This is a genomic window from Planctobacterium sp. AWH2_060 (assembly GCF_056158425.1).
Genome location: NZ_JBSWTG010000001.1, coordinates 1,728,067 through 1,753,774 on the forward strand (window position 1 = coordinate 1,728,067; position 25,708 = coordinate 1,753,774).

The following is a 25,708-nucleotide window of genomic DNA, read 5'->3' on the forward strand; positions in this document are numbered from 1 at the left end:
TCACAGTGAAAACTCCTCATAATCTGCATCTTCGTGCTGTTCCTGCACAACATTTCTAAAAGCCAGGATACCCTGAACAAGTTCTGCAATTTGTTTTATTGTTTGGCGTTTAAATAGCTCGTCCAGGGATAAGTTTATGGCAAACTCATTGTTAACCTCAGATAACAACCTGGTGGCCAATAAAGAGTGCCCTCCGATCTCAAAGAAGTTTGCTTCGGTACTGATCTTCTGAATATCCAACGATAACAACCGTCCCCAGATCACAGTGAGCCGCTCTTCAGTATCATTTTGCGGCTCACAGACCGCTGTCATAAGCTCGCTTTCACCCGGGTTGGGTAGCGCACTCTTATCAATTTTTCCATTTGGGGTGAGTGGCCAACTCGATACAGGAATAACAATCCCCGGCACCATATAAGCGGGTAATTGCTGTGCTAACTCCAATTTCAGCTGTGTGATTAACTGCGCTTGCTGCACCTTAATACTTTCTGCGGGTAGGATATAAGCAACCAACTGCAAACTACCCGCGACCTCTTTAGCCATCACTAATGATGCCGCAATGTCGGCATTAGCTGTAATCAGACTTTCGATTTCCCCTAGTTCTATGCGAAATCCACGGATTTTTACCTGGTCATCATTACGTCCCAGATACATCAGGTTGCCATCGAGAAGATAGCGCACCAGGTCGCCGGTACGATACAAACGCTCCCCGGCTATGAACGGATTAGCGATAAAACGCTCAGCCGTTAACGCTTCGCGATTCAGATAACCTCGTGCTACACCTGCACCGCCCACATATAACTCGCCCACACAGCCAAACGGTACCAGCGACAGTTCTTCATCCAGTACATAAGCCTGACTGTTGTCGATTATTTTGCCAATATACGGCTCCGACTCCAGTGGTGATTCAAATGACGCCATGGTGGAATAGGTGGTATCTTCTGACGGACCATACAGATTACACACTCGTGCACCCGGACACCGGGCCAGTAACCGATTGACCAGGTTTTTCTTTAGCGGCTCACCGGCAAGATTAATGGTTTTTACCTGGTCCGGTATCAGTCCCTGCTCCAGCAACGCCGTTATCGCTGAAGGGACAGTATTGACCAGCGTAATACTGCTCAGACCCGATGCCGGTATCGACAGAATATTGTCCACCAGATACAACTGAGTCCCGAGACTCAGTGGCAAAAACAGTTCATAGACTGACAGGTCAAAGTTAATTGAAGTGGACGCCAATACCACTGCACATTCCTGCTGGCTGAAGCGGCTTTGTGCCCAACTCAGCATCGCCACAGCATTGCCATGTTCAATCATCACGCCTTTCGGCTTCCCTGTGGACCCGGAGGTATATATCACATAAGCCAGATGCGAAGATAAAACAGCGGTTTGTGGGTTGCTTACCGGATAATGTGCAAGCTCAGCGGTCAACGCTTCTATGATGAGCTTCTCACCTTCATATCCCGCCAAAGACTCAATAACATCCGACTGGGTCAGCACCACCTGAGCCTGAGTATCCGACAACATAAAAGCCAGACGCTCCTGTGGATAGCCCGGGTCCAGCGGCACATAGGCCCCGCCAGCTTTGAGAATGGCCAGTATAGCCACCAGCATTTCTGGCGAGCGATTGACACACAGTCCCACAAAGCTGTCCGGGGTAATCTCGTAATGGGCCAACAGGTAATGAGCCAGTTGATTGGCTCGCTCGTTTAGCGCCTGATAGCTCAGCCTCTGCTCACCGTACACCAGAGCCGTTGCTTCTGGATGTGCGGCCGCCTGTGCTTCAAATAAATGATGAATAGATTGCCCACCATTAATGTCGACTTGTCGCCCTTGTATATCGGATAACAAAAACCGCTTTTCACAATCCGACAGAATATCGAGTTCGGTTAACAGGCAATCACTATGCTCAGCCTGTCTGGCCATGGAGGCTAACAGGCAGGAAAAATGTTGACTTAATACTGCGATGCTTTCTTTTGCAAACAAGCTTTGGTCATATACCCAATGCGCCTTTAACCCTTGTGGTGTCATTTGCAAATTGATATCTAAATCAAACTTGGCTGACAGCGTTTGCGGCTCTTCCGGGGTAAGACTGACACTGTCCCAATCAACTTGCTTTAATCCATTGGACGCCAAACTGCTGTCAGCTTCATTGCTATCGAAATCACAGGTTAACATGATCTGAAATAGTGGGCTGTGAGCTTGACTGCGGGGCACTTGTAACCGCTCCACCAATTGCTCAAAAGGCACATCCTGATTCCCCTGGGCTTGCAAATTGGTCGCTTTAACATGAGCCAGATATTGCGTCAATGTAGTGTGTTTGGTTGACACTCTGAGAGCCAGGGTATTGGCAAAATAGCCAATTACCGGCGCCATATCAGCTAATGGACGGTTGGCTATCGGCGTGCCAATCACAATATCTTTGCTAGCACTGTGGCGAGAAATCAGCAGAGCCAGCGCGCCATGTAACAACATAAATGGAGTCAAACCATGTGCTTTAGCTAACTGCAATAATCCCTGACAAGTGTCAGCAGGCAGTTCATCCCTGACAATGCCACCAATATGTTGCTGAGTTAAGGGTCTGCTGTAATCCAGAGGCAAACTATGTACTATTGGCGCCTCTTCTAATTGTCGTTGCCAATATTCATACTGCAATTCTGCGGTTTCTGTTTGCAGGAATTCTCTTTGCCAATGAGCGCAATCGGAAAACTGCACAGATAGCGGAGGTAGCGGGTTCTCCAGCTCTTGAACAAATGCACAATAAAGCTGTTTAAGCTCATTCAGCAGACAATTAACTGACCAACCATCTGATGCTATGTGGTGCATACAAATCAGTAGCTTGCCATTTGGTCCTGCGCCGTTATTTGGCATGTGAATATAAGCCGCTTTAATCATTAAATCAGAGGACAAATCAAAGGTCTGGCTGGCAAATCTGTTGATGACAGTCTTTGTGTCTGACAAACTTTCGTTTGAGGTACTTTTTCGGTAATCGTACTCCGCAATGCAAAAGTTGATTTCATCTATTGAAGTAACACTTAATCCCACAGCACCAGCGACTTGCACAAAACGAGTACGCAAAACCTGATGTCGCTGTAAAACTACCCGAAATGCGCGCTCGAGAATGCGTAAATCTAAGTCTCCAGCCACTTTGAAGCTGGCACTCATATTGTATTCAGGAGTTCCGCCTTGTAACTGGTCAATAAACCACAACCGCTGTTGAGAAAAAGAAGGCCTTAAATCCTGAGTTTCCACTGGCGATTTGATTGTCATGCCCTTGATTTTTGTGGATTTAGCCTGGTCAATTTCATTTGCCATAACCTGCAGATTTTCACTGCTAAACACAGCCTTAATCGGAAGCTCTTTACCCAACTGCTGACGTATATCGGCAATCACTTGTGAAGCCAATAAAGAATGACCGCCCAATTCGAAAAAGTTATCCTCTCGGCCTATGCTACCAGGCGAAATATCCAGATGTTTGCCCCAGATACTGGCCAATAACTTTTCTGTCTCAGACTCAGGAAGTACTCTGGACTTGCTGCAATCTGGTGTAAGCACAGGCAACGCTTTTAGATCAATTTTCCCGGTTACTGTTAATGGCCACTGTTCAACCAAGGTGAAAATCTCAGGTTGCATATAGGCAGGTAATACGGCAAGAAGCTCCTGCTTCAAGGTCTTCAACAACTCTACCGGATAGTGCAGCTCTGGTTTAATGTAAGCTACCAATCGAGCTTTGTCTTGCACATGCTGCACTGTGACTAATGCCGAGTGCACCGCATTATGTTGAGTCAACTGACGTTCAATCTCACCAGGTTCAATGCGAAATCCGCGGATCTTTATTTGCTGATCTTTGCGTCCCAGATATTCCAGGTTACCGTCAACCCTAAGCCTTACCATGTCGCCGGTTTTGTAGATTTTGCCAGCCTCGGCGACGGTGTTTGATTTAGCTAATGGATGGCAAATAAACTGAGCGGTACTTTGCTCAGGCCTGTTTAAATACCCTCGGGCCACTCCCGCGCCGCCAATACAAAGCTCCCCGGCTACGCCTATAGGAACAGGGCGAAGCTGATTATCAAGTACCAGTGCAAAAGTGTTGTTTATGGCCTTCCCTATGGTTCGATAATCTGTTGGCCCCTGACCCGATGTTATACAGGAAATCGTTGCCTCAGTAGGACCGTACACATTGATTAACTTAGGTCCAAAAGCATCCAGCACCGGTTGAGTTAAGGATTCTCCACCCGATATCACTCTGCGAATCCGATGCAGTGAAACAAATGCAGCCAATGACAATAAATGAGAAGGAGTACTGTCTAAATGAGTTACCTGATATTGCTCGATCAGTGTGCCTATTCTTACTGCATCGTAAATTTCTTCATCACGAGGTAAAACTATCTGATTACCGGTACACAACATCAGAAAAACCGGTTCGAGGTAGGCATCGAAAACAGGATTTGCCAATGCAATGCCAACCTCATTAGTGCCAATCTTATAATTTTCCTGTTGTGCCAAAATAAGGTTGGAAAAGGCGTTGTGCTCCACCACTACACCTTTTGGTTCACCGGTAGAGCCGGAGGTATAAATCACATAAGCGGCATCGCTGCCATTAATCGCAACCTCGTCGTCCAGCTCCGCTAAACTGTCGCCAGCCGCCTCGTTCAACAGCTGGTCGTCAACTGTTAACAATTTGACCGGCAAAGCCTGTGCGACAGAGACACTATTTGGGTCCACTAGCAGCAACTGCATATCAGTGTCTTCTACGATGAACTGCAATCTGCGCTCCGGAAACTCGGAAGAAAGCGGTACGAAAGCCGCTCCGCTTTTCATGACGGCCAATAACGCCACCACCTGATTTACACCACGCTCAAAGCAGACGCCAATTTTAGTTTCAGCCCGCACCTTAAGCTGTTGCTTGATTTTACCTGCTAGCTGGCTGGCCTTGCGGTTAATTTCGGCATAACTATAGCGAACCGGATCCTGAATCAAAGCAATGGCATCTGGCTCTTGTTGTGCCCGAAGCTCAAATAGCTGATGCACTGCCGAAAAAGATATTGTGTCTATATCAGTTTTGCCCGCTTGAGCATAAAACAGCGTTTTTTCCTGCGCGGACAAAACCTCAAATTGCGATAAGGTCAGTGATTGATTCTCAGGTGATAACAGTTGCCCTAACAACCCGGTAAATCGTTCGGCCAGCAATTCGATTTCTTGGTCATTGAAATAGGCGTGATTAAAATCGTATTGCAACTCCAGGTTTTCATCGTCGCCATCCCAGACGGTTAAGGTAAAAGGCGTTTGCTCGTAGCCAGAGCTGTGATAAATCACAGAAGCGTTATGTTCAGCAAAAACCAAATCACGATAATTTAGTTTTAGATAGTTAAACTGGATGTCATACAGGTTTTTCTGCTCGTTAACTAATCCCAATTCATTAATCAGATCTCCGATGGGGAAATGCTGATGACGATAACTCTTGCGTTGCAATAGCGCTATCTGTTGCACAAGTTGCGCAAAGGTCTGTTGTTCAGATAGCTCCACCTTCAAAGCACTGACTGCCGTAAATACGCCCACTTTTTGCTTCTGAGCATTGTTCTTACGATTATGGGCAGGGATCCCCACCGTTAACTGATTGTGCTGTTGGGTTCTGGCAAAATAAAACAGGAGTAAGCCTAAAAACAGTTGCGCGACACTGACGCCAAACTCGATTGCCGCTCTCTCACATTGGGCGAACATTTCTCTGGGAAGCGCCTGCCGGAATCGGGTACTAGGGATCACAGAGCAATCGGCAAAATCCGTCTGATAATAGGGTGTAAGCAGTCTATCGCCATCTTTGTTATGTTGACTAAACTGCGACAGCCAAAAGTCGCGATCTTTTCGATATCGGGAAGAGTTTAAATAGCTTTGATCACCGCTAGCCACATCAGAAAAGTTTAAGGCTTCAGCAACAACGTCCAGCTCAGGGTTGTTATAATAATGTGCTAACTGATAAGCCCAATTTGCAAACCCCCAACCATCCATTGCCAGGTGATGGCTCAGACCCACATACCAGTATTCGGTATTGCTAACCTTAATCAGCCAGGCACTACATAGCTGCGATTCAATAATTTCATAAGGACGGGCAAACACCGTATCTAACCAGCGACGAGCTGAATCAAGTGGAGAAACCTTGTAACTTAAGTCAATCAGGGGTAAATCCGAGTCTCGTTGTGCAGATACATACTGTTTGATTTGGCCGTTATCTTCTGTCAGCCGCAGGCCAAAGGCATCGTGACTGTGCACCACTTTGCGATGTGCCACTTGTAACGCTTCAACATCATAGTGGCAACATCGAATATAGCCACCAATGTTATATAGAGGATTGCCCTCAAACTTCAATTGATCGTAAAAAATATCGCGTTGTGTGAGTGTAAGTTCAAATAGGTCGCTGTTTTTATTGTTCAAGTTTGTACCCTCAGAGCCCGTCTCACTTGTAATGGGCGGTATAAGTGCCCGACCAACAAGGTATTCGAGTGATCTAGCACGTCATTATTTGTGTTACTTTTTTCGCATCAGATTGTTCATCAATGCGGTCCAGGGTGGCAGGCTGTTGTACCTGTTTACCCGATTCCATCTGTATCACCTGATCAGCGATGTCGAAATATCTGTCGTCGTGTGATACCACAACAATTGCCTTACCTTTCGCTTTGAGCGCTGGCAGGATTTCCCGATAAAAGATATTTTTGAAGCGCGGATCCTGGTCAGCGGCCCATTCATCAAAAATGTATAGTTCTTTGTTTTCGATAAATGAAACCAGTAATGCCAGGCGTCTTCTTTGGCCATCAGACAAATCAAGGGTTGAAAATCTATCCTCAGAGAAGCTGACTTTATCTTCCAGATCGAATGCCGCCAGGTAGTGATTCACCTTTTCCGCAAGTTGCTCACCAAGTTGGCTTTTGTCTATTCCAAAGAGCCGGGTAAACAGATAGTAGTCTGAGTAAATAACCGAAACCTGCTGCCTTAATGAGGTAATACTTTGGTCATTTAAAACTTGTTCTCCAAAACAGATGTCACCACTGTCATGTCGGTAATGTAATGAGATCAGCTTACTCAGCGTTGACTTGCCTGAACCATTTCCGCCAACAATAAAGGTGATCTCAGATTTCTTAATTTCAAAGCTTACCGGACCGACTTCAAAACCCTGCTCTTGCTGCTCATCTTGGTGTTGTGATTTATAGCGGTATTTTACATTATTAAACTTGAGCGATTCCCATGGAGCGACTTCGTGAACATCCTGATCCACAGCTTCGGCAGGTAAGTCCTTATACAAATCATTTAAGCGTTTTAATGAAATTCGGGCCATGGAAAGTTGTGGCAAAAAGTTCAGCAACATCGCAACCGGCCCGGTTACATACAATAACGCCATAATCACGCCCACCAGCTCATGGCGGGTCATAGTGCTGTGATTAATGACAATGAAGCTCACTATACCAATGACAAAAAAGCTGATTAAGTCACCATAATTCACCGTGGTTTTTAATATTGCCTGCCCGGTCACATCGTTTCGTCGGATCTGTTGCTCTCGCGTATACAGTTCCTGTTCAAAGTATTCAGTGTGCTTGTTGCGATTTAGCTTAAGATCTTTAATACCATATAGCAGGCCGCGAATGGACTCGTGCAAACCATCCAGATTTTTGCGCGACTTGATTAAATAATTTCGAGCGATAAATACCGGCACCTGATAGGTGACGATACCAAAAACGATACTGGCCATCACAAACCAAAAAACTTCGACATTGAGGTATATCAAAAAGCCCAGCATGCCCACGAGTGTCACCAGATTAGTCAGTAAATCGGGCAACATCCTGGCGCCCATGCTCACTCTGGGAACATCCGTAGTCAGAATAGCCATCATTTTTGCAGGTCCCAATTTCTCAAGGGTTGCTATTGATGAGGCAAAAATACGTTGATATACGTCCAGACGGAGATCCATGGTGACCGCCACCGACACCTGAGTCAGTAAAACCTGAGAAACACTTTTACTCACCAGAATAAATAAACAGAGGCACACAAAGAAAAAGGCGAATTGGTAGTCCGATACCTCCCATTTCCAAAACATGAGCTTTTCTGACTGCACTGTGGCAAGCCCCGATACATCTGGCGAGACGACTTTCATCACCAAAGGGATTATCAACGAGTAACAAAGGCCTGCCAGAATCCCCAGAAGGATGGCGAAAAACACCTTATTGGGCGATTTACGGGTAAACAGATTAAACATCTTCATTGAACTACTTCCACGGCGTCTGCAGGCGTTAAAGTTAGGGTCACCAGTTCTTCGTTTGCCCGAGAAAATTCGACGTATTTAACATCCCTGAAGGGTTCAATCATGTCGTCGTAATGCTGGCTCACTACATTGCTGGATTGCCCGGTGGAATTCATAAACACATACTGAGCTGGGTTTAGTCCAGGAGACACTATCTGTCTGAAGCCAGCACCAAACGTTTGTTCATAGCCTTCCGACTTTTTAAACTGAGACCCTGCGACATTGATACTATTGGCGGAACCGCCATTACTGATGCGACGCTCGAAAATATTATCCAGTACTTTAATGTGACTAAAGGGTTGATGAGGATACAAAGTATGATGCACTTCTCCCCAAGCCCAGGAGGCCATAGATTCATCGCCTTTTAGTAGGTATAAGTCTTTAAGCGCGATGTACAGCGCCTCATCCAAAATGTCCTGACAAGATTCAATTTCTGGAGTGTTCTGGTTATCGCACCAGCCTTGCTCATCATCACTCAATATTGCAAGTAAGGTCTCGCTGCTGACATTTTTTGCCAGCGATACCAGCACAAATTCCTGCTCTTTTTGATTCCAAAACTGCTCAATATCATCCTGAAACAAGCGCTTTTTCAGTTCGCTAATCCAGGCCATGACAATGGTTGCTGCAACGCTATCCTGGCGCATGTGGCCATCCCATTGGCGCAGATAACTAAACGCCACTTCCTGGTGCTCATCTCTGGGTTGATAGGCTAAAAATAGTGGCATCAACTTTTGTATCGCCAGGTCATGGGTATCAGATTGCAATCTTTGCATTTCCTGCACGCTCAGCTTCTCCCCTGACGCAATCACATTGTCCAATAATGACTGGATGCGGGCTGCCCTTGCCGGTGGTGCCCATTCATTTGAAATAAAGTAAGGATAATGGTCGTCAATAACCTTATTATTTGCCGACACAAGCACACCAGATTCAGGGTTGTAGACTGCCGGTAGTTCTTCATCCGGTATGTACCCTTGCCATCCGGAACTCAGGTTCAATCCCACAACGGGTAGTCGCCCCTGTCCTTCTCCTCTGACCGGGATTTTGCCTCCCGCGGTGTAGCCAATGTTGCCATTGGCATCGGCATACAAGAAGTTCAGAACCGGTGAAACATGGTAGTTTAACGCCTGCTTAAATTGTCCCCAGTTCCGGGCTTTATTGATGCGATAAAAGGCTTCATAGCTACTATCTGGATACTGTAACGCAGCCCACTTCAGGGCAATGGGCCGCTCGCTTAGTTTAAGAAAATCATTCACTACAGGCCCAGCAACAGTCTCTCTGACAAGGATCTCAACGGGTTTAAAGTCTTGCCTTAAAAATGCTGGAAAATCTTGTGCTACCTGAATGACTTCTCTGCGGGTGGTAAACGGCAATTGTTCATTATTTACCAGATAATAATTTGGTTTATCAGGCACGGTTTCCACAAAATACAAATCCTGAGTATCTGCGGTCAGGTTAGTGCCTGCCCAGGTGATTTGACTGTTTTTACCAAAGATAACCGCTGGTGTACCCACCAATGTCATTCCGATAACATGCCGCTGGGCAAACTGCATGTCTACAGCATACCAATGCGAAGGTAAAGACAACCCCAGGTGCGGGTCGCTGGCTAAAATCGCGCTACCGCTATGACTGTGCTGAGGAGCAACCGCCCAGGCATTACTACCAACAAACTGCCCGCCGATTTTCATGTCGCTCTCCACGTGAGCAAGCAACTCTGCTAATTTCAGCATTGAACCATTTTGTGTTTTTACGGTGAGCGGACCATCTTTCGGATACTCTGGGAAAAAGGTCGCCAATTGCTGCGGTAGTAACCTCTCTGATGCCACCAGATATTCTACTTCTTTGCGAAAGTTACCGCTCAGATTCAACGAAAATAGCTTAATGGTGGCTAAAGAGTCATACACAGTCCAGGGGGCCGGTTTTATATCAAAAAACGCGAATTCCACAGGTAAGGTATGCTGTTCACTAAGCCATGCATTGATGCCATCGCGATAAGCCGTCAGCGAAGCTTTCGCTTCTGGACTCAAACTTTGCCACGCTTGTTGGCTGGCCAAATCGATATTGAGGGTTCTGAACCAGGTGTCGCCTGACAAACTTGATTTACCAAAAATTTCGCTCAGACGCCCCTGGGCCATGCGTTTATTCAGCTCCAGTTGCCACAACCGGTCCTGGGCATGCGCATAGCCCACTGCGAAATGAGCATCTCGCTCAGATTCAGACTCGATATACACAACACCATGCTTATCCCGTTGGATTTGCACATCGGCGTTGATTCCAGAAATCAATCGACTTCCGTGAGTCACCGGCAAAGTAGATTTCAGGTACAATGCCAGCCATAGCAACAGGGCTACAAGTGGAAGCAATATCCAGCAAAGGAATCGCATTAACAATGGGTATTTTGCAAACATTTTCCCAACCAGTTAACAGGTTTTACTGTTCGCCGATTGAATTCGGCAACGTTTTATTTCAGTTTTGTAAAAGTGCTTTTAAGATCCAATAAAGGGACAATCTATCTCATCCCTCAGGTGTGCACTCTTGCGTAAATCCACAGATATGTTTATCCGTTTAAACCAACGCTTGTGCTTATCATCTCTAGGCTGATAAGGCCTTCTGCCATGCACCGCTCGTTGATTATCAATAAATATTATTTCTCCGGAATTGAGCACATGCTCTTGCTCAGAAGCCTTTACCAGATCGGAGAAGCGTTGATAAACGCCTTTGTATTCCGCCTTTGTCACCGCCGTGTAGTAAGGATCAAAAACAATAAAGGGATCACTTTTTTGGCCGTACAAAACTGGCATCATGCTGCCATCTGCGTAAGTCTCCTGAAAACTCTGATAATCCCGCTGCTCAGAATTATCAGTGCTGTATTCCATGCTGTAGGAATCGTCTGACTGTATTCTGAAGGCATTTTGGAACAATAACGCCAACTCTGATTCAGACAATTCCGACAAATCTGGGCGGGACGTTATGGTGACCGCCTGCTCCATATTGCGCAAACACAATAAACTGATGAATTCACCGCGATATTGATGAAAACTATCTTCAGTATGAATATACAACTCAACCGCAGAAGAGCTGCCCATTTGCTCATTTTCGTGGCCTTTGACCGGCACGATGTCATGAACCAGCTTGTTAGCCTGCTGAGTTTTAAAGCCAAATGGATAACCTAACAATGAAGAAATCAGCAAATACTTCAACTCAACCTTGAGCTCACCTTCCGACTTTTCCACTAAATTAAAATGATCAGGCGTGGATATATCTGATATGTCAGAGATATCCAACGCTTTCACTTTGAAGTAGCCATCGCTATTCGACTTTAATCGAAACACCGAGAGATTCTCAATCAGCCTTTCGGGTAACAAGTGGGCATAGCGAACCAATTCTTCCAGTGTGGGGGAAGAAATGATTTCCTTGCCTTGCTGCAAGCGTGCTTTGAAAATGCTTACAACTGCTTCGTTGATAAGCTTATTGTCCTGCTCAGTTAAACGGTATTCTTGCATAATGGTGCCTGTTCATATTGAATAAGCGGCCCTCATTGAGCCGCTTTTCAGCCACTAAATTTCAATGATGGTTTCTTGCTCTTCAGCACTGTTAATAGTCGCCAATACCGGTTCAGTCCTTTGCTCGTCGATATCGATAACCCGCTTACCATAAAGTCGGTAAGCCGGTAATCCCAATTCAGCACACGCTTTTATCAGTTTGTCGGTTTCCACGATCTGCATTGAGTTTTCATCATACTCAATCCCCATAAAATACTTGTACCAAGGTTCCAGACCAAGCGCGTAAAGGTAAACACTATTGGGTTCAAAAATCTCGGCAATCCTGAAGGCTTGTGTAGAATCAGAGCCATTCAGGCGACGCGATTCCTTAATCTTCTTGGTCACCATCTTGGTGTAGAGCGCGCCGTATATCCAGGTATAAGGGGCACCTACACACTCCATGCCAATCGCCATGACATCCACCTTACCAATATGTTTGCGAATGTGTTCATACATCTTGGGATCAAGGTTTGAAGAGTCGGCCCCAGCAAAAATCTTCTTGCCACAAATATCAAAAAACCACGCTGTTTTTGAGCGAATGTTTAGGTCACCATGCTCTCCTAAAAATGGGATGGACATGATTTTGCCATTGGGGACCAGAACTTCTTCCAAATCATCCATTTCCAGTACATCAAACTCAAACTGTTTGAGTAACAGCTTCAATGATGGATCTGGCAGGGAGCCGCCGTTGTTTTTGGGAACCAGTACTTTGTTCGTCTTGTGACGCAGTTGCAACAATGATTCCAAACATACGTGATCCTGATGATTATGAGTAATACAGATATAATCAATCTTTGAAGGCAACTGGCTAAAGCTGATAATGTCATCTTTGTAACTTTCGGCGCGACTGGCTATGATTGGGTCAATCAAGATTGCAGTATCTTTGGTTTCCACCATTAATCCCGCATGGCCGATATAGGTTAACTGTACCCCTTCATCAACAGGCTTATGAGGGTAGACACTACTGGGTTTGACCGTGGTAAATAAATCCCGATAGTTCAGCCCTCCAGAGATAGCTTCATCGCGGAACAACTCATCCAGTTCTTCAGCCGAAATGGGATTGTCTCTGGCGGCTAATATGCGTTTCAGCTTCGCTGAGTTGTAATCCAGCTTTAACTGTAAATGGTCTTCATCAGGCAATCGGGGGGTAGACAAGGCGAATGGTCGGGAGTCGACCTTTGACAACAATCCAAAAGAAACACTTTGCAATTCAGGCTTATAGAGATCACTGCGATATACAAGACTTTCAATTATGCGATAGGAAGGATTGTGCTCCATGTCCATCACCAGCTCAACGTAGCCTTTCAAGGGGCCGGGCACTTTCTCATAGAGGCCTTCAACCGATTCACCACTGGTATGATTCCGGAGCATATCGTCCAACTCTTTAACCGCATTGGCCAATTCCACATAATCTTTGTGTTCCGTATCGATTTGCTCAACCAGCGCTTTAATATCACTGAGCTGTTCCTCTGAACAATCCAGAAAATCCGAGCCTTCCATGCCGGGCTGATTAACTGCCATGATGTGCAATTTATAATTCTGAATAAAAGAATTCATTATGCGCTTATGGGTGCCTACCATATAACGGGCTGCCGTCACTGGCGGAATCAAATAAGACCAGGCGTACCACTGATTAAATAGGGGTTCAAAATAAACCTCATCTTTTAGGTAATAGAATTCTGTTTGCATCTTGTACTTAAACCTCAATATTTCTTTGAATATTTATTTCATTAATCGTTGATTATTCATTGTCGCCAGATGATCAAAATACCCAGCAAGTTCCTGGCTCACCGGAATTCCCTCTTTCTCACGCTTTTGTTTTGACTCTTTTTCTAGATCACCAGCCACAAGGATACGTTCGCCAACCCCCGTCTCTGATTGACGAACTCTGGCCATCAACCTGGATAACCTTTGTCTGAAACCCACAGGCTGAGTAAAAGCATCAATATTAATCGCAATAATAAAATGGCCCACCTGCCGGGGTTCATCGTAAGGGGCACAATACAAATGTGACATATCCATATCATCAGGTCCGCCATTGAGCACCCCAGACAAAATTGACACCATCATTGCCAGTCCCTGCCCTTTGTACCCACCAAGAGGCAGCAGTGCACCGACAGACTTTTGCTCGTGATCAACATTAACAGCCCAGTTGTCTTTGGTTGCTTCCCCTTTAGCCAGGCAATTCAGAATTTTGGAGTATGAAACCTGACTGGTGGCCATATCCAGGCAATAAATCTCTTCCCCTTGTGCTGGTGCAGCAAAACTGATGGGGTTAGTGCCAAAAACTTTTTCAGCCCCACCGTGTGGAGCAACTAATGCGTCAGAATTACTGAAACTAAGACACATTAAGCCTTGCTGAGCTGCAGCAAGCGTGTAATTGGAAGCAGCACCGAAGTGATTTGAGTTTTTTACAGCAACAGCTGCGATACCAAATTGCTTTGCCTTAAGGATAGCTCTTTCTGTTGCTTCATAACCCGCAACTATGCCCAACCCTTGATCAGCATCCATACTGATAGCCGCCGATGCAGAAGTTGTAAACCTGAAATCCGGTCTGGCTTTACTGCGGCCACCTTGTAATTCACTTAGATAGGTTTGCAACAACCGAATGCCATGAGAATCGATGCCTCGCAGCGAAGGTCCCAATAAGCCGTTAACCATCCAGTTTATATGCTTCTGACTAAGGCCATTTATCCTGAACGCATCCGTGATAACTTGTTCAATGAACTGCACAGGTAATTGGGTCATGAGCGTTCTCTGCTGTTGTGCAGGAAACAGATATAGTCTGCCAATGCCTTGATACCCTGCTGAATTCGCGCACTGTCTGTATAACTAAAGGAGAGACGAACCTGATTTTTGAATTGCCCTTGTACAGAGAAAAAACACATGGGAACGCAAATCACACCGAAATCTCTGGCGCATTCAAATACTTGCTTTTCGGTAAATTCGAAAGGCAAGGTTAAAGTAATGAAAAAACCACCTTCGGGCCGATTCCAGTTAACCGGAATCTGCTCAAAGTGTGGTTGGGAAAACTCGTTTGACAAGCTGGCCAACATGACTTCCAGATTAGCTGCGTAGTGCAGTAGCGCATCGCTCAACTGAATTTTCAGACTGCAATTGTTAGCAAGTAAAATACCTCCTACAACCGCCTGAGCCATCTGACTAGTATTAACGGTGGCAAAGCTTTTTACTTTTGACATGGCTGCCACCAACGAATTGTCAGCTTCCGCTGCTTCAGTCGGCTTTCCAGTCAGCAAGTACCCAATCCGCAAACCAGGACAAATGGTTTTAGAAAATGTACCGACGTAAATCACGCAATCGCCTTCATCAAGCGACATGATAGTGGGCAGCTTTTCTCCGCGATAACGAAACATTCCGTAAGGATTATCTTCAATTATTTTTAAATTTTCAGAACGACATAATCGCAACAATTCGGTGCGCCGTAGTTGCGTAATACAAGTACCCAGGGGATTGTTAAAATCAGGAATAAGATACAGCACTTTGGCAGACTTTCGCTGCTCAGAAATCGTCTGGATTTGCAATGCCAAATGTTCCGGACAGGGACCATCTTCATCACATTGCACAACCGCGACATCCACGCCCAGAATCTGTGCCAAACCAGTAATGCCGATATAGGTAGGATCGGTAATTAACAACACATCTTTGCCGGGTTCTAATAAAGCCATCATACAAATGAGCATGGCTTCCTGGGCGCCGCTGGTAATAACTACCTGCTCAGTGCTGGTGTGAATGCCTTCATCATTTTTTACGAGCTCAACCACCAGCTCATTAATAATACCGTTGGTTTTGCCATATTGTCCCAACATCTTTTCGATATCGGTAGGGCTTTTATCGTGTTTATGCGCGAGGTATTGGGTAAATAGTTCAATCTGTTTTGCCCAGTCCAATACATTGAATGACTCTTCCCAGGGCCGCCCCGATGCCAAAGAAATAGCGTTTGGAAAGCGCTCAGCAACCTCATTGAGAAAATTCATCACATCGAGAATTGGGTGTTCCAGGGCTGTGGACAAGGACGTTGTCATCATACTAACTCTGCGGTTTCCAGCTGACTAAAAAGGTCATTGACGTTGTTGTCTTCAAATTCCGCGATTTCTGCATTTCTCTCTATCAACTCAATCATCATTCCCGAATTAATGTCGCGTTTTGAAAATGCCTGTCGTAACGCATTTCCGGTAATAATATTCGTCGCGAATTCAAAGCCTTTATTTTTCAAAATCTCAACCGCGGGTTCAATTTGGTCAACCTCAAACGCGATGTGCTGTACACCAGGCCCATAATTGCTTACGTATTGAGATACTTGGGATTCCGGCTCACTGCCTTGCAGCAAAACAATGGTAAAGTGCCCCGCGGACATAACAGCAGAAATCATGCCGGACTTTTTACCTTGAGTCTCTCTTCGCTCCATCAGCTCCAAACCCAGTACGTCCCTGTAGAAGCTGATAGCCTCTTCCAGTTCATGCACCGCAATCGCGACGTGATCTATTTTTTTGTATAGCCCTTCAATATGGTCAAGTGCAACAAACATTTGCATTGTCTCCCGGTCAACGAGTTTAGTACGCACAAAAGTGCTGGAAGTACCTTCACGGCAGATTCCTTTAAATAACGTTAAGTTATTGCGGGTAAAAAGAGGCCTGATGCCTCAGGCATCCCTTTACAAAACTGTTTTTTCACAAGGCCTAATCCATCTCGCCTGGCGAGACCAGATTAGGCCAAAATTAGTGCAAGGCGATTGCACTAAGGGTTAATCGTGCCGCAGTGCTTGCGCTGGTTCTGCGGCAACAGCCTTATTGATTGCGATAAAGATAGCCAATAAGACCACAGTAATAATTCCAACCGGCACAGTGGTCATTGCCAATACATAGATAGATAAATCCAGCTCTACATATTCCGACAAAATAATGCTAATCAATATTGCGATACCCACACCGATAGCCAATCCATACAGAGTTTGGCGACTCCCCGATATCATGAATAAGCCGATGATATTGCCATTTCTGGCACCAAGCGCGCGGCGTAATCCGATCTCCTGGGTACGCTGTATAATTGAATTGGCGCTCAACCCATAAATGCCAATTACCGCCAACAGCAACGCTGCGATGGCGGCCACTATCATGCCGGACGTGATAGATTTAGCTACCATAGTGACCTGCTCAATGAGTTTCTCGAATCTCAGCACCTGGCCGGGGACAAATTGCGGTTCAAGCTTCTGAGCCGTGTTGAGGAATACCATTTTCGCCACTCTCTCGTCGCCACCGTGTTTGAGCAATATCATCATACGGTCTGATACAGATTGGGCTAAGGGCAGATAAATCGTGGCGCTACTTCGCTCACTAGACAATGGGTTGCCTTCAACCACATCGCTGACCACACCTACAACTGTAATGAATTCTTCGCTGTCTCCCGCACTATTCACCATTTGAAAACGTTTACTTAAAGGGGATTCGCCGGGCCACAATGTGTTGGCCAGAGTTTGACTCACAACTGCCGCTTTGAAGCTGGTTTCATTGTCACTTTCACTGAACAACCGCCCATCATTTAAGGATATGCCCAGCTCGGTTAACGCGCCCAACGTCGCTTTTACATGTGCTTCTGGGTACTCAAGTTGTGAATTATAGACATCGCCTTCTATGCGCAACTTTTGTTCACCCTGCATAGACATGAGAATAACTGAATCAATCGCCGGACTTTGTTCTAACTCCAACTTCAGTTTTCTTGAAAACTCTAATTGACGTTCTGCACTACTACCCGATTGGCCATTAATCACACTGGGGGCAGCCAGAATATTGTCGGGGTTCATCCCAAAGTCAATGTTGACAATTTTATAGGCCACAGTTGAGGCAATTATTCCCAAAATCATTACCACAGAAACCAGTACTATCTGCAACATTATCAAAGCTTTGGTAAAGCGCCCTGCCTGCTGACTCTGTGCGCCCTTGGTACCATCTCGCAAAATGGTATTAACGTTGACTCTGGAGGTTTTCCATGCCGGAATGACTCCCGTAAAAACCACTGCCAGCACGATAAATGCAAAACTGGCCTGTACCGACTCGGTATCCAGTCCCCATTGCCACCAAAAGGGTCGACCACCTTCGGTGAAATTAGCAGAAATCAGGTCATTAGTAACATTAAGCCCCAGCGCAGCAAGAAGTAGCGCGAGCCCTCCTCCTATAGAGCATATAATGACGCTTTCCCACATCATTTGGATCACCAACCGACTTCTTCTTGCGCCTACAGCAACGCGAATTGCAATTTCTTTAATGCGCTCATTAGCTCTGGCCAACATCAGATTTCCGACATTGATACAGGCCAGCAATAACACAAACAACGCAATTAAATTAACCAATGAAAAAATTATGGGGCCAGCACCATTGGGGTGATTTCCCTCAGGAAAACTCTGCACGTAGGCATTGTCATAGTAATCAACCTGTTCTAATTGCTGGCTAAAAGCACTTTGTCGGTGTTCAAACTGCACTTGCTTTATCAGGGTGGTTAACTCGGCATCAACCTGAGAGCGGCTATAACCGGATTTAATGCGACCGTAAACATCTACAAAATACTTTTGACGCTCAACCGGGTTTAACATGTCCTGGCCAATCGGCATCCAAAACTCTTCCGCCATGGGAAAAGCAAAGTCTTTTGGCATAATGCCAACAACCTGGACTGGCGTGGAATTAACCTGAATTGAGCTATCCAGAACACGCAAATCCCCATTAAACATGGATTGCCATAAGCGATAAGATAAAACAATTACAGCAGGCGCACCGGCTTCGCTATCTTGGGGCAATAACCCTCGACCGTGTAGTGGTTTTACACGAGCAAACTCAAAGACATTCCAGTCAGTTAAGACACCACTATAGCCTCTGGTAATATCTCCATCGTTAATCACAATTTTCTTTGATGCGTAGACACCGATTTCCTGCAGGCTTTTTATGTCCGCTCGCATCGCAGAGAAATCGTAGGCATCGGGAATATAGCGATAACCGTCCTGGCTCACAAAAACACGGACGATATCCTCGCCGTCTTCCAGCGGTAGGGCCTTGTAGACAAAGGTATTAACCATGGAAAAGGCGAAAATGCTCATGCCTAGTCCACCCGCTAGCACCAGTATCGTGATTAGGCTGAAAATTGGACTTTTCTTAAGTAAGCGAAAAGCATAATTAATATCGTAAATAATGGAACTCATGGCTTGTTCCCTGCTAAGAACCTATTAGTTTTTGCGATGTTGTTAAGCATTGGAGCAAACTTTTTCAGAGTTACCCGGAACAAATTCCAGGACGTTGTGATCTTTGACGATTCTGCCATCCAGCATATCCAATCTGCGTTGTGCTCGCTCCGCTGTTTCTGGGTTGTGAGTTACCATGATAATTGTTGCACCGCCCTGATGTAGCTTTTCTAATAACTCAATTACGATATCTGCATTATTGGAGTCCAGGTTCCCGGTTGGTTCATCAGCGAGAATAATGGCCGGATCACCTACAATAGCCCGAGCGACTGCAACTCTTTGTTGCTGACCACCTGACAATTGAGACGGAAAGTGTCCAGCCCGGTGGGCTATGTCCACTTTCTCCAGTGCAGCATTAACTTTTTTATCCATTTCCTCTCGGGATAGATCGGTGCGATAGGTCAGCGGAAGTTTAACGTTCTCTGCTACCGTCATATCACTGATAAGATTAAAAGCCTGGAACACGAATCCGATCTCTTGATTTCTGACATCTGCACGTTCATTTTGACTTAAACCAGAAACATTTTTATCGCCCAAAATATACTCACCGGAAGTGGCCACATCTAGCAATCCTAATAACGACAACAATGTCGATTTTCCGCAGCCTGAAGGTCCAGAAATGGAAATGTATTCGCCTTTACGAATGGTTATATCAACATCCTGAAGCGCTCTGGTTTCTACTTCACTGGTGTAAAAGTATTTAGAAATTTTATCCAGGTGGATTGCATTATCGCTGCTCATATTTTTACTCTTTAATTGATATAGATGCGGTCGTGATCTTCAAATAACGTAGGATCGGAAATAATGATGCTATCTCCCGGTCTGAGGCCATCAATTACCTCAACAAAGCGCGTAGATACCAACCCAAATCTGACGGGAATTCGTTCTGCTCCGCTTGAGTCCTGGTTAACCCGATAAACAAACGATGAAGAAGCTCCTTTGGCAAATACCGGGCGATTCACAAATACGGTATTGTTTTTGCGCGCGATTTCTATCACCCCTTCAACACTTAGATCCGAGCGTGCTTCAGGCGGTAGTTTTCCGACTATTTCCACATCAATCTGCACCATTCCATTAACAACACCAGGATCTATACGGCTAACCTTACCTTCCACTTTACTGCTTCGGGTGTCTATCTGGACCGTCTGTCCCAACGCAATATCTTTGACTTGTATTTCCTGCACATTGATTTCAGCAATCAAGCTATCTTGCTGAACAACTTTGGCAACATCTCCGCCAAGTTCCACCTGTTGTCCCAACTCCAGATCCATTTGTTGTACGATTCCATCTGAGGTTGCCTTGACCTGCAAGCCATCAATTTGTCGTTTAATCTGCTCTAAGGTACTTTCCAACTTTTTAGTGCGGGCATCCTGTGCTTTCTTCTTTGCCTCCAGGGTCTTTTTCATGATTTCCAGGCGATTCTCATTAGTACCAATGGATTCCAGATAAAGCTGTACATTGGTTTTTGAATTTTCAAATTCCAACTTAGAAACTACAGCGAATCCCTGTTCCACTAATTCTGATTCCGCATCAAGCTTTGATTTTGCAGTTTGATATTTTAGTTTTGAATCCAGCAGCTCGGCTTCCAGATTCAATATTTGCGACTCCAGCTCCAGATTTGTAGCGAAATCTTCAGACTTTTTTGCTTCCAACTCAAATTCGCTGTCTGTGTAGAGTTTTTCAATATCGGGATTAATCATGGATACAATCACATCGCCCACCTTTACCCGATCACCGGCTTTCTTGCTGATCTCTTCGACTTTCCCTGAAACATTAGTTGTAATGAGATTTATCCGCTTGGGAACCAAAGTACCGCTGCCAGTAACAGATACCACAAACTCACCGGCACTCACCTGTCCATAGCTGAGCAGGTCACTCTCAACAGACATAGTTGAATAAGACAGTTTAGCTCTAATCGAATAAGTAATAATCACCAGTACAACCGCAGCTATCAGCCACCAGTATTTCTTACTAAATTTCTTCGATTCCTTGGGTCGAATAAAGTCCATATAACTCTCAACTATTATTGTTCATATCGTTTTTATTGGATGCGAGTCAACCTGACCATACACAAGCCACAAAGATGTGCCAGCCCGGTTGTTGTTCTGCACAAACCGAATCTTTTCTTGTTTGATTGAAGTGGAGGAAACCTGCACCACAGACTTTGCATTAACTTATTAACGCATGATTGCCTTCATATTTCAAACACAAGGTGAATAAATTTTCGCTCTCGCCTGAGCAATCTACCAGAATTTGTCTCACACATGAGATGAAGAAAATGATATTTAGCACAAACTTTTTAAGGCGAAGTAAAATTACCTGCCCAAAATACCTTTTGCCGTGCTATCCTGTCAAGCTGTTAAACGCGCTTTGGCCGTTTACAATTTCTACCCATAATACCCAAAAAACTATGACACTAGCGCAGCGATCTCACGCATGAGACATAGCGCAGTGATTTTTTTCTGATTCGAATTCAATACTGTGAGAGGAATGATTATGCTTCATCATGTTGATGACCACCAAGCGCAAAAGTGGTTTTTAACACCTCAAGAAAAGCCTTCTGCGAAAATCAGACTATTCTGTTTTCCCTACGCCGGAGGGGGTTGTTCAACCTATTTACCCTGGAGTAAAGAGCTTCACAATGAAGTGGAGTTAGTTGTAGTGCAACCTCCGGGAAGAGGCGCACGAATAATGGAATCACTGTTTGATGATATGGAAAACCTGGTAGCAGAGTTGTACCAGGCTATTCAAAGCAAGCTGGATATCCCTTACGTATTCTTTGGGCATAGCTTAGGTAGCCGTGTGGCTTTTGAATTGTTAACACTTATTGCTGACAATAAACAGCCCTTACCATTACATTTCCTTGCATCGGGAAGCCGCGCACCTCACATCCCTTTTACAGGTGAAAAGAGCTATGATTTGCCGGAAGACAGTTTCAAAGAGAAACTAAAAAACCTCAATGGTACACCTCCGGAAATTCTTGAAAACGATGAACTGATGGCTTTGTTTATCCCCATTCTCAGAGCAGATTTCCGCATTGCGGAAACATACCATCACACGCAGCACAAACAATTTACAATTCCGCTGAGCATTTTAGGCGGTGACAAAGATAGTGGTGTCACTGAAGAACATCTCAATCGTTGGAAAGATCTATTTATTGAGGAGAGTAAAATATATAAAATTATTGGGGATCACTTTTTTATCGACAGCAACAGTAAGTCCGTGCTTCCTATCCTAAATGGAGTGCTGGATCAGTTACTCACCAGACAGAATTTGCCTGAGCCAATAGAAATGGTCTGATTGAGTGCAGAAATATTGTGGCGTTTTACTTTTGCGTAAAACGCCGCTGAATTTATTCAGCTTTGCGATAATATGTAGCAGTACCGTTTTCAATGTCCTCAATGCTTTCTACAAAGCCATTAACGGTTTCAGAAATATCTGCAAAAATCCCCTCTTTGGCATCCGACAGACCCATTTTATAGCCCTGCTCAAAGGCCCAGCTGAGCGTAGATAGTTCACTTTCCGGTACATTCATGTTTACTGCTTTCATGTTGTTCTTCACGATTATTATTATAATTAGGGTGAAGAAAACTACCGGATAAAATTTACCGCGTCAACATGAGATGAGAATAATTTTTCCACCACTTCGAAACTAAACCAGTCGCAAAAGAGCAGAAAAACGGTATAAATCAAACTAAATCAAAGCATTGCCAAACAAAGACTGGTGTAAAGCCTGGTTTCCTTTATCTGCCAGCAAACTACTCGGCAGTGGTCAAACTCTCTTGTGACATCAAGTACTCAACAACAGAATCAAAAGCCTTTTCAATCTGACGATTATCTTCCCAGTCTAATGTTTGCCAGTCTATTCCAGTATCAAGTTCCATCAGATTTAAGGTTAATATTTTAACCAGCACTGGCTTTGAATTTATTCCTTTTAAACTTATCTTTGGCTTAACAGGTGCTTTTTCCGCTTTAACGCCACCCAACAGACTTTCAATTTTTTTATTAATTTGACGCTTGTCTTCCACGTTAAGCTTGGTTTTATCTCGCTCAACCTTGTAACTATTCTCTATTTCCAGAATGTCTTTTTTAGTTTTGGTAAAGGGACGTGACTTACCTTGCTCATAAAACTTTATAACGGCAGGGTATCGGGTTAACACATTATAGTTGTCATAGGCCCCCATGGAAATTCCAAGCAAGCTGGCTTCTTCCCTGACCGTCAACTTCTTTTGTCCAAGTTGCTTTCTGACATCTGATAAAGTGTCCAATTCCATGCGCGCATTCATAAAAGCTTCAAGCTTTCCGTACTGCGGCAAATCTTCTCTACATGCATTTTCCTGGAACTGTTTCAATTTAGTTAAAACAGGTTGACTCTCATAGACTTTAAACTGACCGTTACCGTTAACGCCAAAATTGTAGATCATCGCCAGGAAGCGTCTGTGGCCTGTGAGTACCTTATAGGTACCATCATTTAAAGGATAAACGGTGGGCGCCTGAATGATTTCAGAGCGCGATATATTGTGAGCCAACTCAATAATAGACTCGATACTCTCATTCGCTTTTTTCCAGTCTACCGAACCATATTTCAGGCAGTTGACAAAAACCCCTTTGCCAACCATAACGGCGTCTTCGGCATTATACATGTCAACCAGTTTTTGCTTGCTAATCCCCCTTCTAATCAGAAGATCGGCATGCTCATCATTTATCAAAATGGTCGGCAAAAATCGTGCGTTACTTTGATCGGGAATAATGCTGGAAAGAAAAAGAATTTTATAACTGTAATCCTCATTCAACGACTTTATATCATCACCAGCTGATTTTTGTTTTGAAATCAGTAATTGCTTTAAGCCAGGCTGTAACATGTATCGGTTCCATTGAGTCATATTAGATTAGAAAAAAGCAGGATAAGTCTCATTAAACGAAGCAATAAATCCTCCCGCAGCGCAATGATTATACCGCTAAACCTTTATTTATCCGAATTAATTTTCGTTTTAGAAACACAGAATTACACTATTTATGTCATAAATGAAATCGAATGCATCAGTTGATAATTCATAACTAAATCAATAAGAACTGAAAATGATTTAAGTTATTTCAATTCCTATTAAAAGTTGGGTTCAATTCCTCCTTATTTCAATCCAATAAACCCAACTCTCGTTGTTTTTTCTTTGTCAGCCCCCTGGCCACCAAAACGTAAGAATCATAGATATACTCTTGCAGTTTTTCTTTGGATAAATAGGGCTCGCAGTAATGTTGGATCCATTTAAATCCCCGGGATGCCAGATAAGGAGCGGGACGAAACCCCGGTTCATCTTTTAGGATCTCAAAATTAAGCTCAGAGGTTTTAAAGGTGATTGCAGGACCATCCGCATTTTCCCAGCCGCCAATGGCAAATACTTTGTCATACACTTTCCACACGTGGCAACCGCCCCACTGCACCACATGACTGGTCTGTTGCAATGACGCGCAATAGTCATTGTATTCCTGATAGTTAATCATAACATTCCTCATTTACCGGGTTGTGCTGTCAAATTTGGTGTTGCTCAGACCAAATCCGCAACTGCTCTAAAATACTTAGTGCTGAGCGGCCAAATTCAGTCAGGCTATATTCCACCGCTAAAGGCCGGGTGTCCATCACTTCCCGGATTACCATGCCATTGCTCTCCAGCTCTTTTAAACGCTGATCGATCATTTTTTTGCTGGCGCCCCCCAGCATTCGACATAAATCGTTAAATCTCACCGGCTGATCTTTCAAATGATAGATAATTGAGCCAGTCCATTTTCCCCCAATCATGCGCATTCCACGTTCAACTGAGCAGGGTTCTGTACAGGCATTTAAAACTATTTTCCGCCCCTTAGTATCTGTTTTTATTTCACTTTTCATAATTCTGCCTTCCTAAAACAGGTAGTTACCAAAAGTATACTAATTGTTATTAGTATCAAGGTTACTAAAATATACCGCAATTAACCTGTTAATTCATCAACGAATTGGAGTAATTGACTATGAGTAACGTTTTAATCATCAATGCACACGAAAAATACCCTTTTTCAGAGGGCCGCTTAAATGCCACTTTAGTAGATAAAGCCGATAGCTTTTTGCGTGCTAAAGGTCACGATACCCGTATTGCAACTATGCAGAATGACATTGATGTCGAAAAGGAGCTGGAAAACCACACCTGGGCAGATGTCATCATTCTACAAACCCCTGTCAATTGGATGGGAGTGCCATGGTCATTTAAAAAGTACATGGACATTGTTTACACCGCAGGAATGGGCGGTGCCCTGTGTCACGGTGATGGTCGAACGGCAGAAAACCCTAAAGCAAATTATGGTGCAGGCGGCACATTAACCGATAAGAAGTACATGTTGTCACTGACCTTTAACGCCCCGGAAGAATCCTTTAATGACCCTGACGAATATCTGTTTCAGGGCAAAAGCGTAGATGACTTATTTTTGCCTATGCACATGAATTTCAGATTTTTTGGTATGCAAAGTCTGCCGACATTCGCCTGTTACGACGTAATGAAAAACGCAGACGTTGAGAATGACTTCGAGCGCTTTGAAGCGCATCTGAAGCAAGTTTTTTAATGTCTTGCGGCTCACCATCAGGTGAGCCTGTCATTTATCTAACACTGAGAATTT

17 protein-coding genes are annotated in these 25,708 nt (G+C 44.5%); 2 read left to right on the forward strand and 15 right to left on the reverse strand.

Features of this window, described 5'->3' with window-relative positions; all coding sequences use genetic code 11:
- From ACXAD8_RS07320 to ACXAD8_RS07370, 11 genes are all read right to left on the reverse strand, one after another.
- Complete coding sequence (locus ACXAD8_RS07320; protein WP_475226700.1) at positions 1-6,426, reverse strand: amino acid adenylation domain-containing protein; 6,426 nt, start codon at positions 6,424-6,426, stop codon at positions 1-3.
- Between the two features lie 73 nt (positions 6,427-6,499).
- Positions 6,500-8,245, reverse strand: coding sequence for a cyclic peptide export ABC transporter (locus ACXAD8_RS07325; protein WP_475226703.1), 1,746 nt, complete (start codon positions 8,243-8,245; stop codon positions 6,500-6,502).
- Positions 8,242-10,689 carry a penicillin acylase family protein gene (locus ACXAD8_RS07330; RefSeq protein WP_475226705.1) on the reverse strand — a complete coding sequence of 816 codons (2,448 nt, stop codon included), beginning with the start codon at positions 10,687-10,689 and terminating at the stop codon, positions 8,242-8,244. The genes ACXAD8_RS07325 and ACXAD8_RS07330 overlap by 4 nt, the downstream gene beginning before the upstream one ends.
- A gap of 78 nt (positions 10,690-10,767) precedes the next feature.
- On the reverse strand, positions 10,768-11,784 hold the full coding sequence (locus ACXAD8_RS07335; RefSeq protein WP_475226707.1) for a TauD/TfdA family dioxygenase: 1,017 nt from the start codon (positions 11,782-11,784) through the stop codon (positions 10,768-10,770).
- Positions 11,785-11,838: 54 nt separating this feature from the next.
- Positions 11,839-13,512: an MBL fold metallo-hydrolase gene (locus ACXAD8_RS07340; protein ID WP_475226710.1), complete on the reverse strand. Its 1,674-nt coding sequence runs from the start codon at positions 13,510-13,512 to the stop codon at positions 11,839-11,841.
- A 33-nt stretch (positions 13,513-13,545) separates the two neighbouring features.
- Complete coding sequence (locus ACXAD8_RS07345) at positions 13,546-14,571, reverse strand: Ldh family oxidoreductase (RefSeq protein ID WP_475226712.1); 1,026 nt, start codon at positions 14,569-14,571, stop codon at positions 13,546-13,548.
- Positions 14,568-15,869: an aminotransferase-like domain-containing protein gene (locus tag ACXAD8_RS07350; RefSeq protein WP_475226714.1), complete on the reverse strand. Its 1,302-nt coding sequence runs from the start codon at positions 15,867-15,869 to the stop codon at positions 14,568-14,570. Before ACXAD8_RS07350 ends, ACXAD8_RS07345 begins: the two co-directional genes overlap by 4 nt.
- Complete coding sequence (locus ACXAD8_RS07355; protein WP_475226716.1) at positions 15,866-16,369, reverse strand: VOC family protein; 504 nt, start codon at positions 16,367-16,369, stop codon at positions 15,866-15,868. Before ACXAD8_RS07355 ends, ACXAD8_RS07350 begins: the two co-directional genes overlap by 4 nt.
- Positions 16,370-16,585: 216 nt before the next feature.
- Positions 16,586-19,027 carry an ABC transporter permease gene (locus tag ACXAD8_RS07360; protein ID WP_475226719.1) on the reverse strand — a complete coding sequence of 814 codons (2,442 nt, stop codon included), beginning with the start codon at positions 19,025-19,027 and terminating at the stop codon, positions 16,586-16,588.
- 42 nt (positions 19,028-19,069) lie between these two features.
- Positions 19,070-19,807, reverse strand: coding sequence for an ABC transporter ATP-binding protein (locus ACXAD8_RS07365; protein ID WP_475226721.1), 738 nt, complete (start codon positions 19,805-19,807; stop codon positions 19,070-19,072).
- Between the two features lie 11 nt (positions 19,808-19,818).
- Positions 19,819-21,075, reverse strand: coding sequence for an efflux RND transporter periplasmic adaptor subunit (locus tag ACXAD8_RS07370; protein WP_475226723.1), 1,257 nt, complete (start codon positions 21,073-21,075; stop codon positions 19,819-19,821).
- Between the two features lie 487 nt (positions 21,076-21,562).
- On the opposite strand from ACXAD8_RS07370, the gene ACXAD8_RS07375 reads away from it, so the two are divergent.
- Positions 21,563-22,366 (forward strand): thioesterase II family protein, encoded by an 804-nt coding sequence (locus ACXAD8_RS07375; RefSeq protein ID WP_475226725.1) that lies wholly within the window; start codon positions 21,563-21,565, stop codon positions 22,364-22,366.
- Positions 22,367-22,418: 52 nt separating this feature from the next.
- On the opposite strand, the gene ACXAD8_RS07380 is transcribed toward ACXAD8_RS07375, so the two are convergent.
- The 4 genes from ACXAD8_RS07380 to ACXAD8_RS07395 form a co-directional block, all read right to left on the reverse strand.
- A complete protein-coding gene (locus tag ACXAD8_RS07380) occupies positions 22,419-22,616 on the reverse strand; it encodes a hypothetical protein (protein WP_475226727.1) in 198 nt (65 codons plus the stop codon).
- A gap of 208 nt (positions 22,617-22,824) precedes the next feature.
- Complete coding sequence (locus ACXAD8_RS07385; RefSeq protein ID WP_475226729.1) at positions 22,825-23,859, reverse strand: hypothetical protein; 1,035 nt, start codon at positions 23,857-23,859, stop codon at positions 22,825-22,827.
- Between the two features lie 340 nt (positions 23,860-24,199).
- Complete coding sequence (locus ACXAD8_RS07390; RefSeq protein WP_475232909.1) at positions 24,200-24,562, reverse strand: MmcQ/YjbR family DNA-binding protein; 363 nt, start codon at positions 24,560-24,562, stop codon at positions 24,200-24,202.
- 31 nt (positions 24,563-24,593) lie between these two features.
- Positions 24,594-24,950, reverse strand: coding sequence for a winged helix-turn-helix transcriptional regulator (locus tag ACXAD8_RS07395; RefSeq protein ID WP_475226731.1), 357 nt, complete (start codon positions 24,948-24,950; stop codon positions 24,594-24,596).
- A gap of 119 nt (positions 24,951-25,069) precedes the next feature.
- On the opposite strand from ACXAD8_RS07395, the gene ACXAD8_RS07400 reads away from it, so the two are divergent.
- The gene (locus tag ACXAD8_RS07400) at positions 25,070-25,654 is read left to right on the forward strand and encodes an NAD(P)H-dependent oxidoreductase (protein WP_475226734.1); all 585 of its coding nucleotides are present in this window, start codon (positions 25,070-25,072) and stop codon (positions 25,652-25,654) included.
- Positions 25,655-25,708: the final 54 nt, after the last annotated feature.

Bases quoted from the DNA above. Each gene is read 5' to 3' on its own strand.
- ACXAD8_RS07350 (WP_475226714.1), bottom strand. From the start codon at position 15,869: ATGATGACAACGTCCTTGTCCACAGCCCTGGAACACCCAATTCTCGAT.
- ACXAD8_RS07400 (WP_475226734.1), top strand. From the start codon at position 25,070: ATGAGTAACGTTTTAATCATCAATGCACACGAAAAATACCCTTTTTCA.
- ACXAD8_RS07375 (WP_475226725.1), top strand. From the start codon at position 21,563: ATGCTTCATCATGTTGATGACCACCAAGCGCAAAAGTGGTTTTTAACA.
- ACXAD8_RS07325 (WP_475226703.1), bottom strand. From the start codon at position 8,245: ATGAAGATGTTTAATCTGTTTACCCGTAAATCGCCCAATAAGGTGTTT.
- ACXAD8_RS07335 (WP_475226707.1), bottom strand. From the start codon at position 11,784: ATGCAAGAATACCGTTTAACTGAGCAGGACAATAAGCTTATCAACGAA.
- ACXAD8_RS07395 (WP_475226731.1), bottom strand. From the start codon at position 24,950: ATGAAAAGTGAAATAAAAACAGATACTAAGGGGCGGAAAATAGTTTTA.
- ACXAD8_RS07330 (WP_475226705.1), bottom strand. From the start codon at position 10,689: ATGTTTGCAAAATACCCATTGTTAATGCGATTCCTTTGCTGGATATTG.
- ACXAD8_RS07380 (WP_475226727.1), bottom strand. From the start codon at position 22,616: ATGAAAGCAGTAAACATGAATGTACCGGAAAGTGAACTATCTACGCTC.
- ACXAD8_RS07365 (WP_475226721.1), bottom strand. From the start codon at position 19,807: ATGAGCAGCGATAATGCAATCCACCTGGATAAAATTTCTAAATACTTT.
- ACXAD8_RS07340 (WP_475226710.1), bottom strand. From the start codon at position 13,512: ATGCAAACAGAATTCTATTACCTAAAAGATGAGGTTTATTTTGAACCC.
- ACXAD8_RS07345 (WP_475226712.1), bottom strand. From the start codon at position 14,571: ATGACCCAATTACCTGTGCAGTTCATTGAACAAGTTATCACGGATGCG.
- ACXAD8_RS07355 (WP_475226716.1), bottom strand. From the start codon at position 16,369: ATGTTTGTTGCACTTGACCATATTGAAGGGCTATACAAAAAAATAGAT.
- ACXAD8_RS07360 (WP_475226719.1), bottom strand. From the start codon at position 19,027: ATGAGTTCCATTATTTACGATATTAATTATGCTTTTCGCTTACTTAAG.
- ACXAD8_RS07370 (WP_475226723.1), bottom strand. From the start codon at position 21,075: ATGGACTTTATTCGACCCAAGGAATCGAAGAAATTTAGTAAGAAATAC.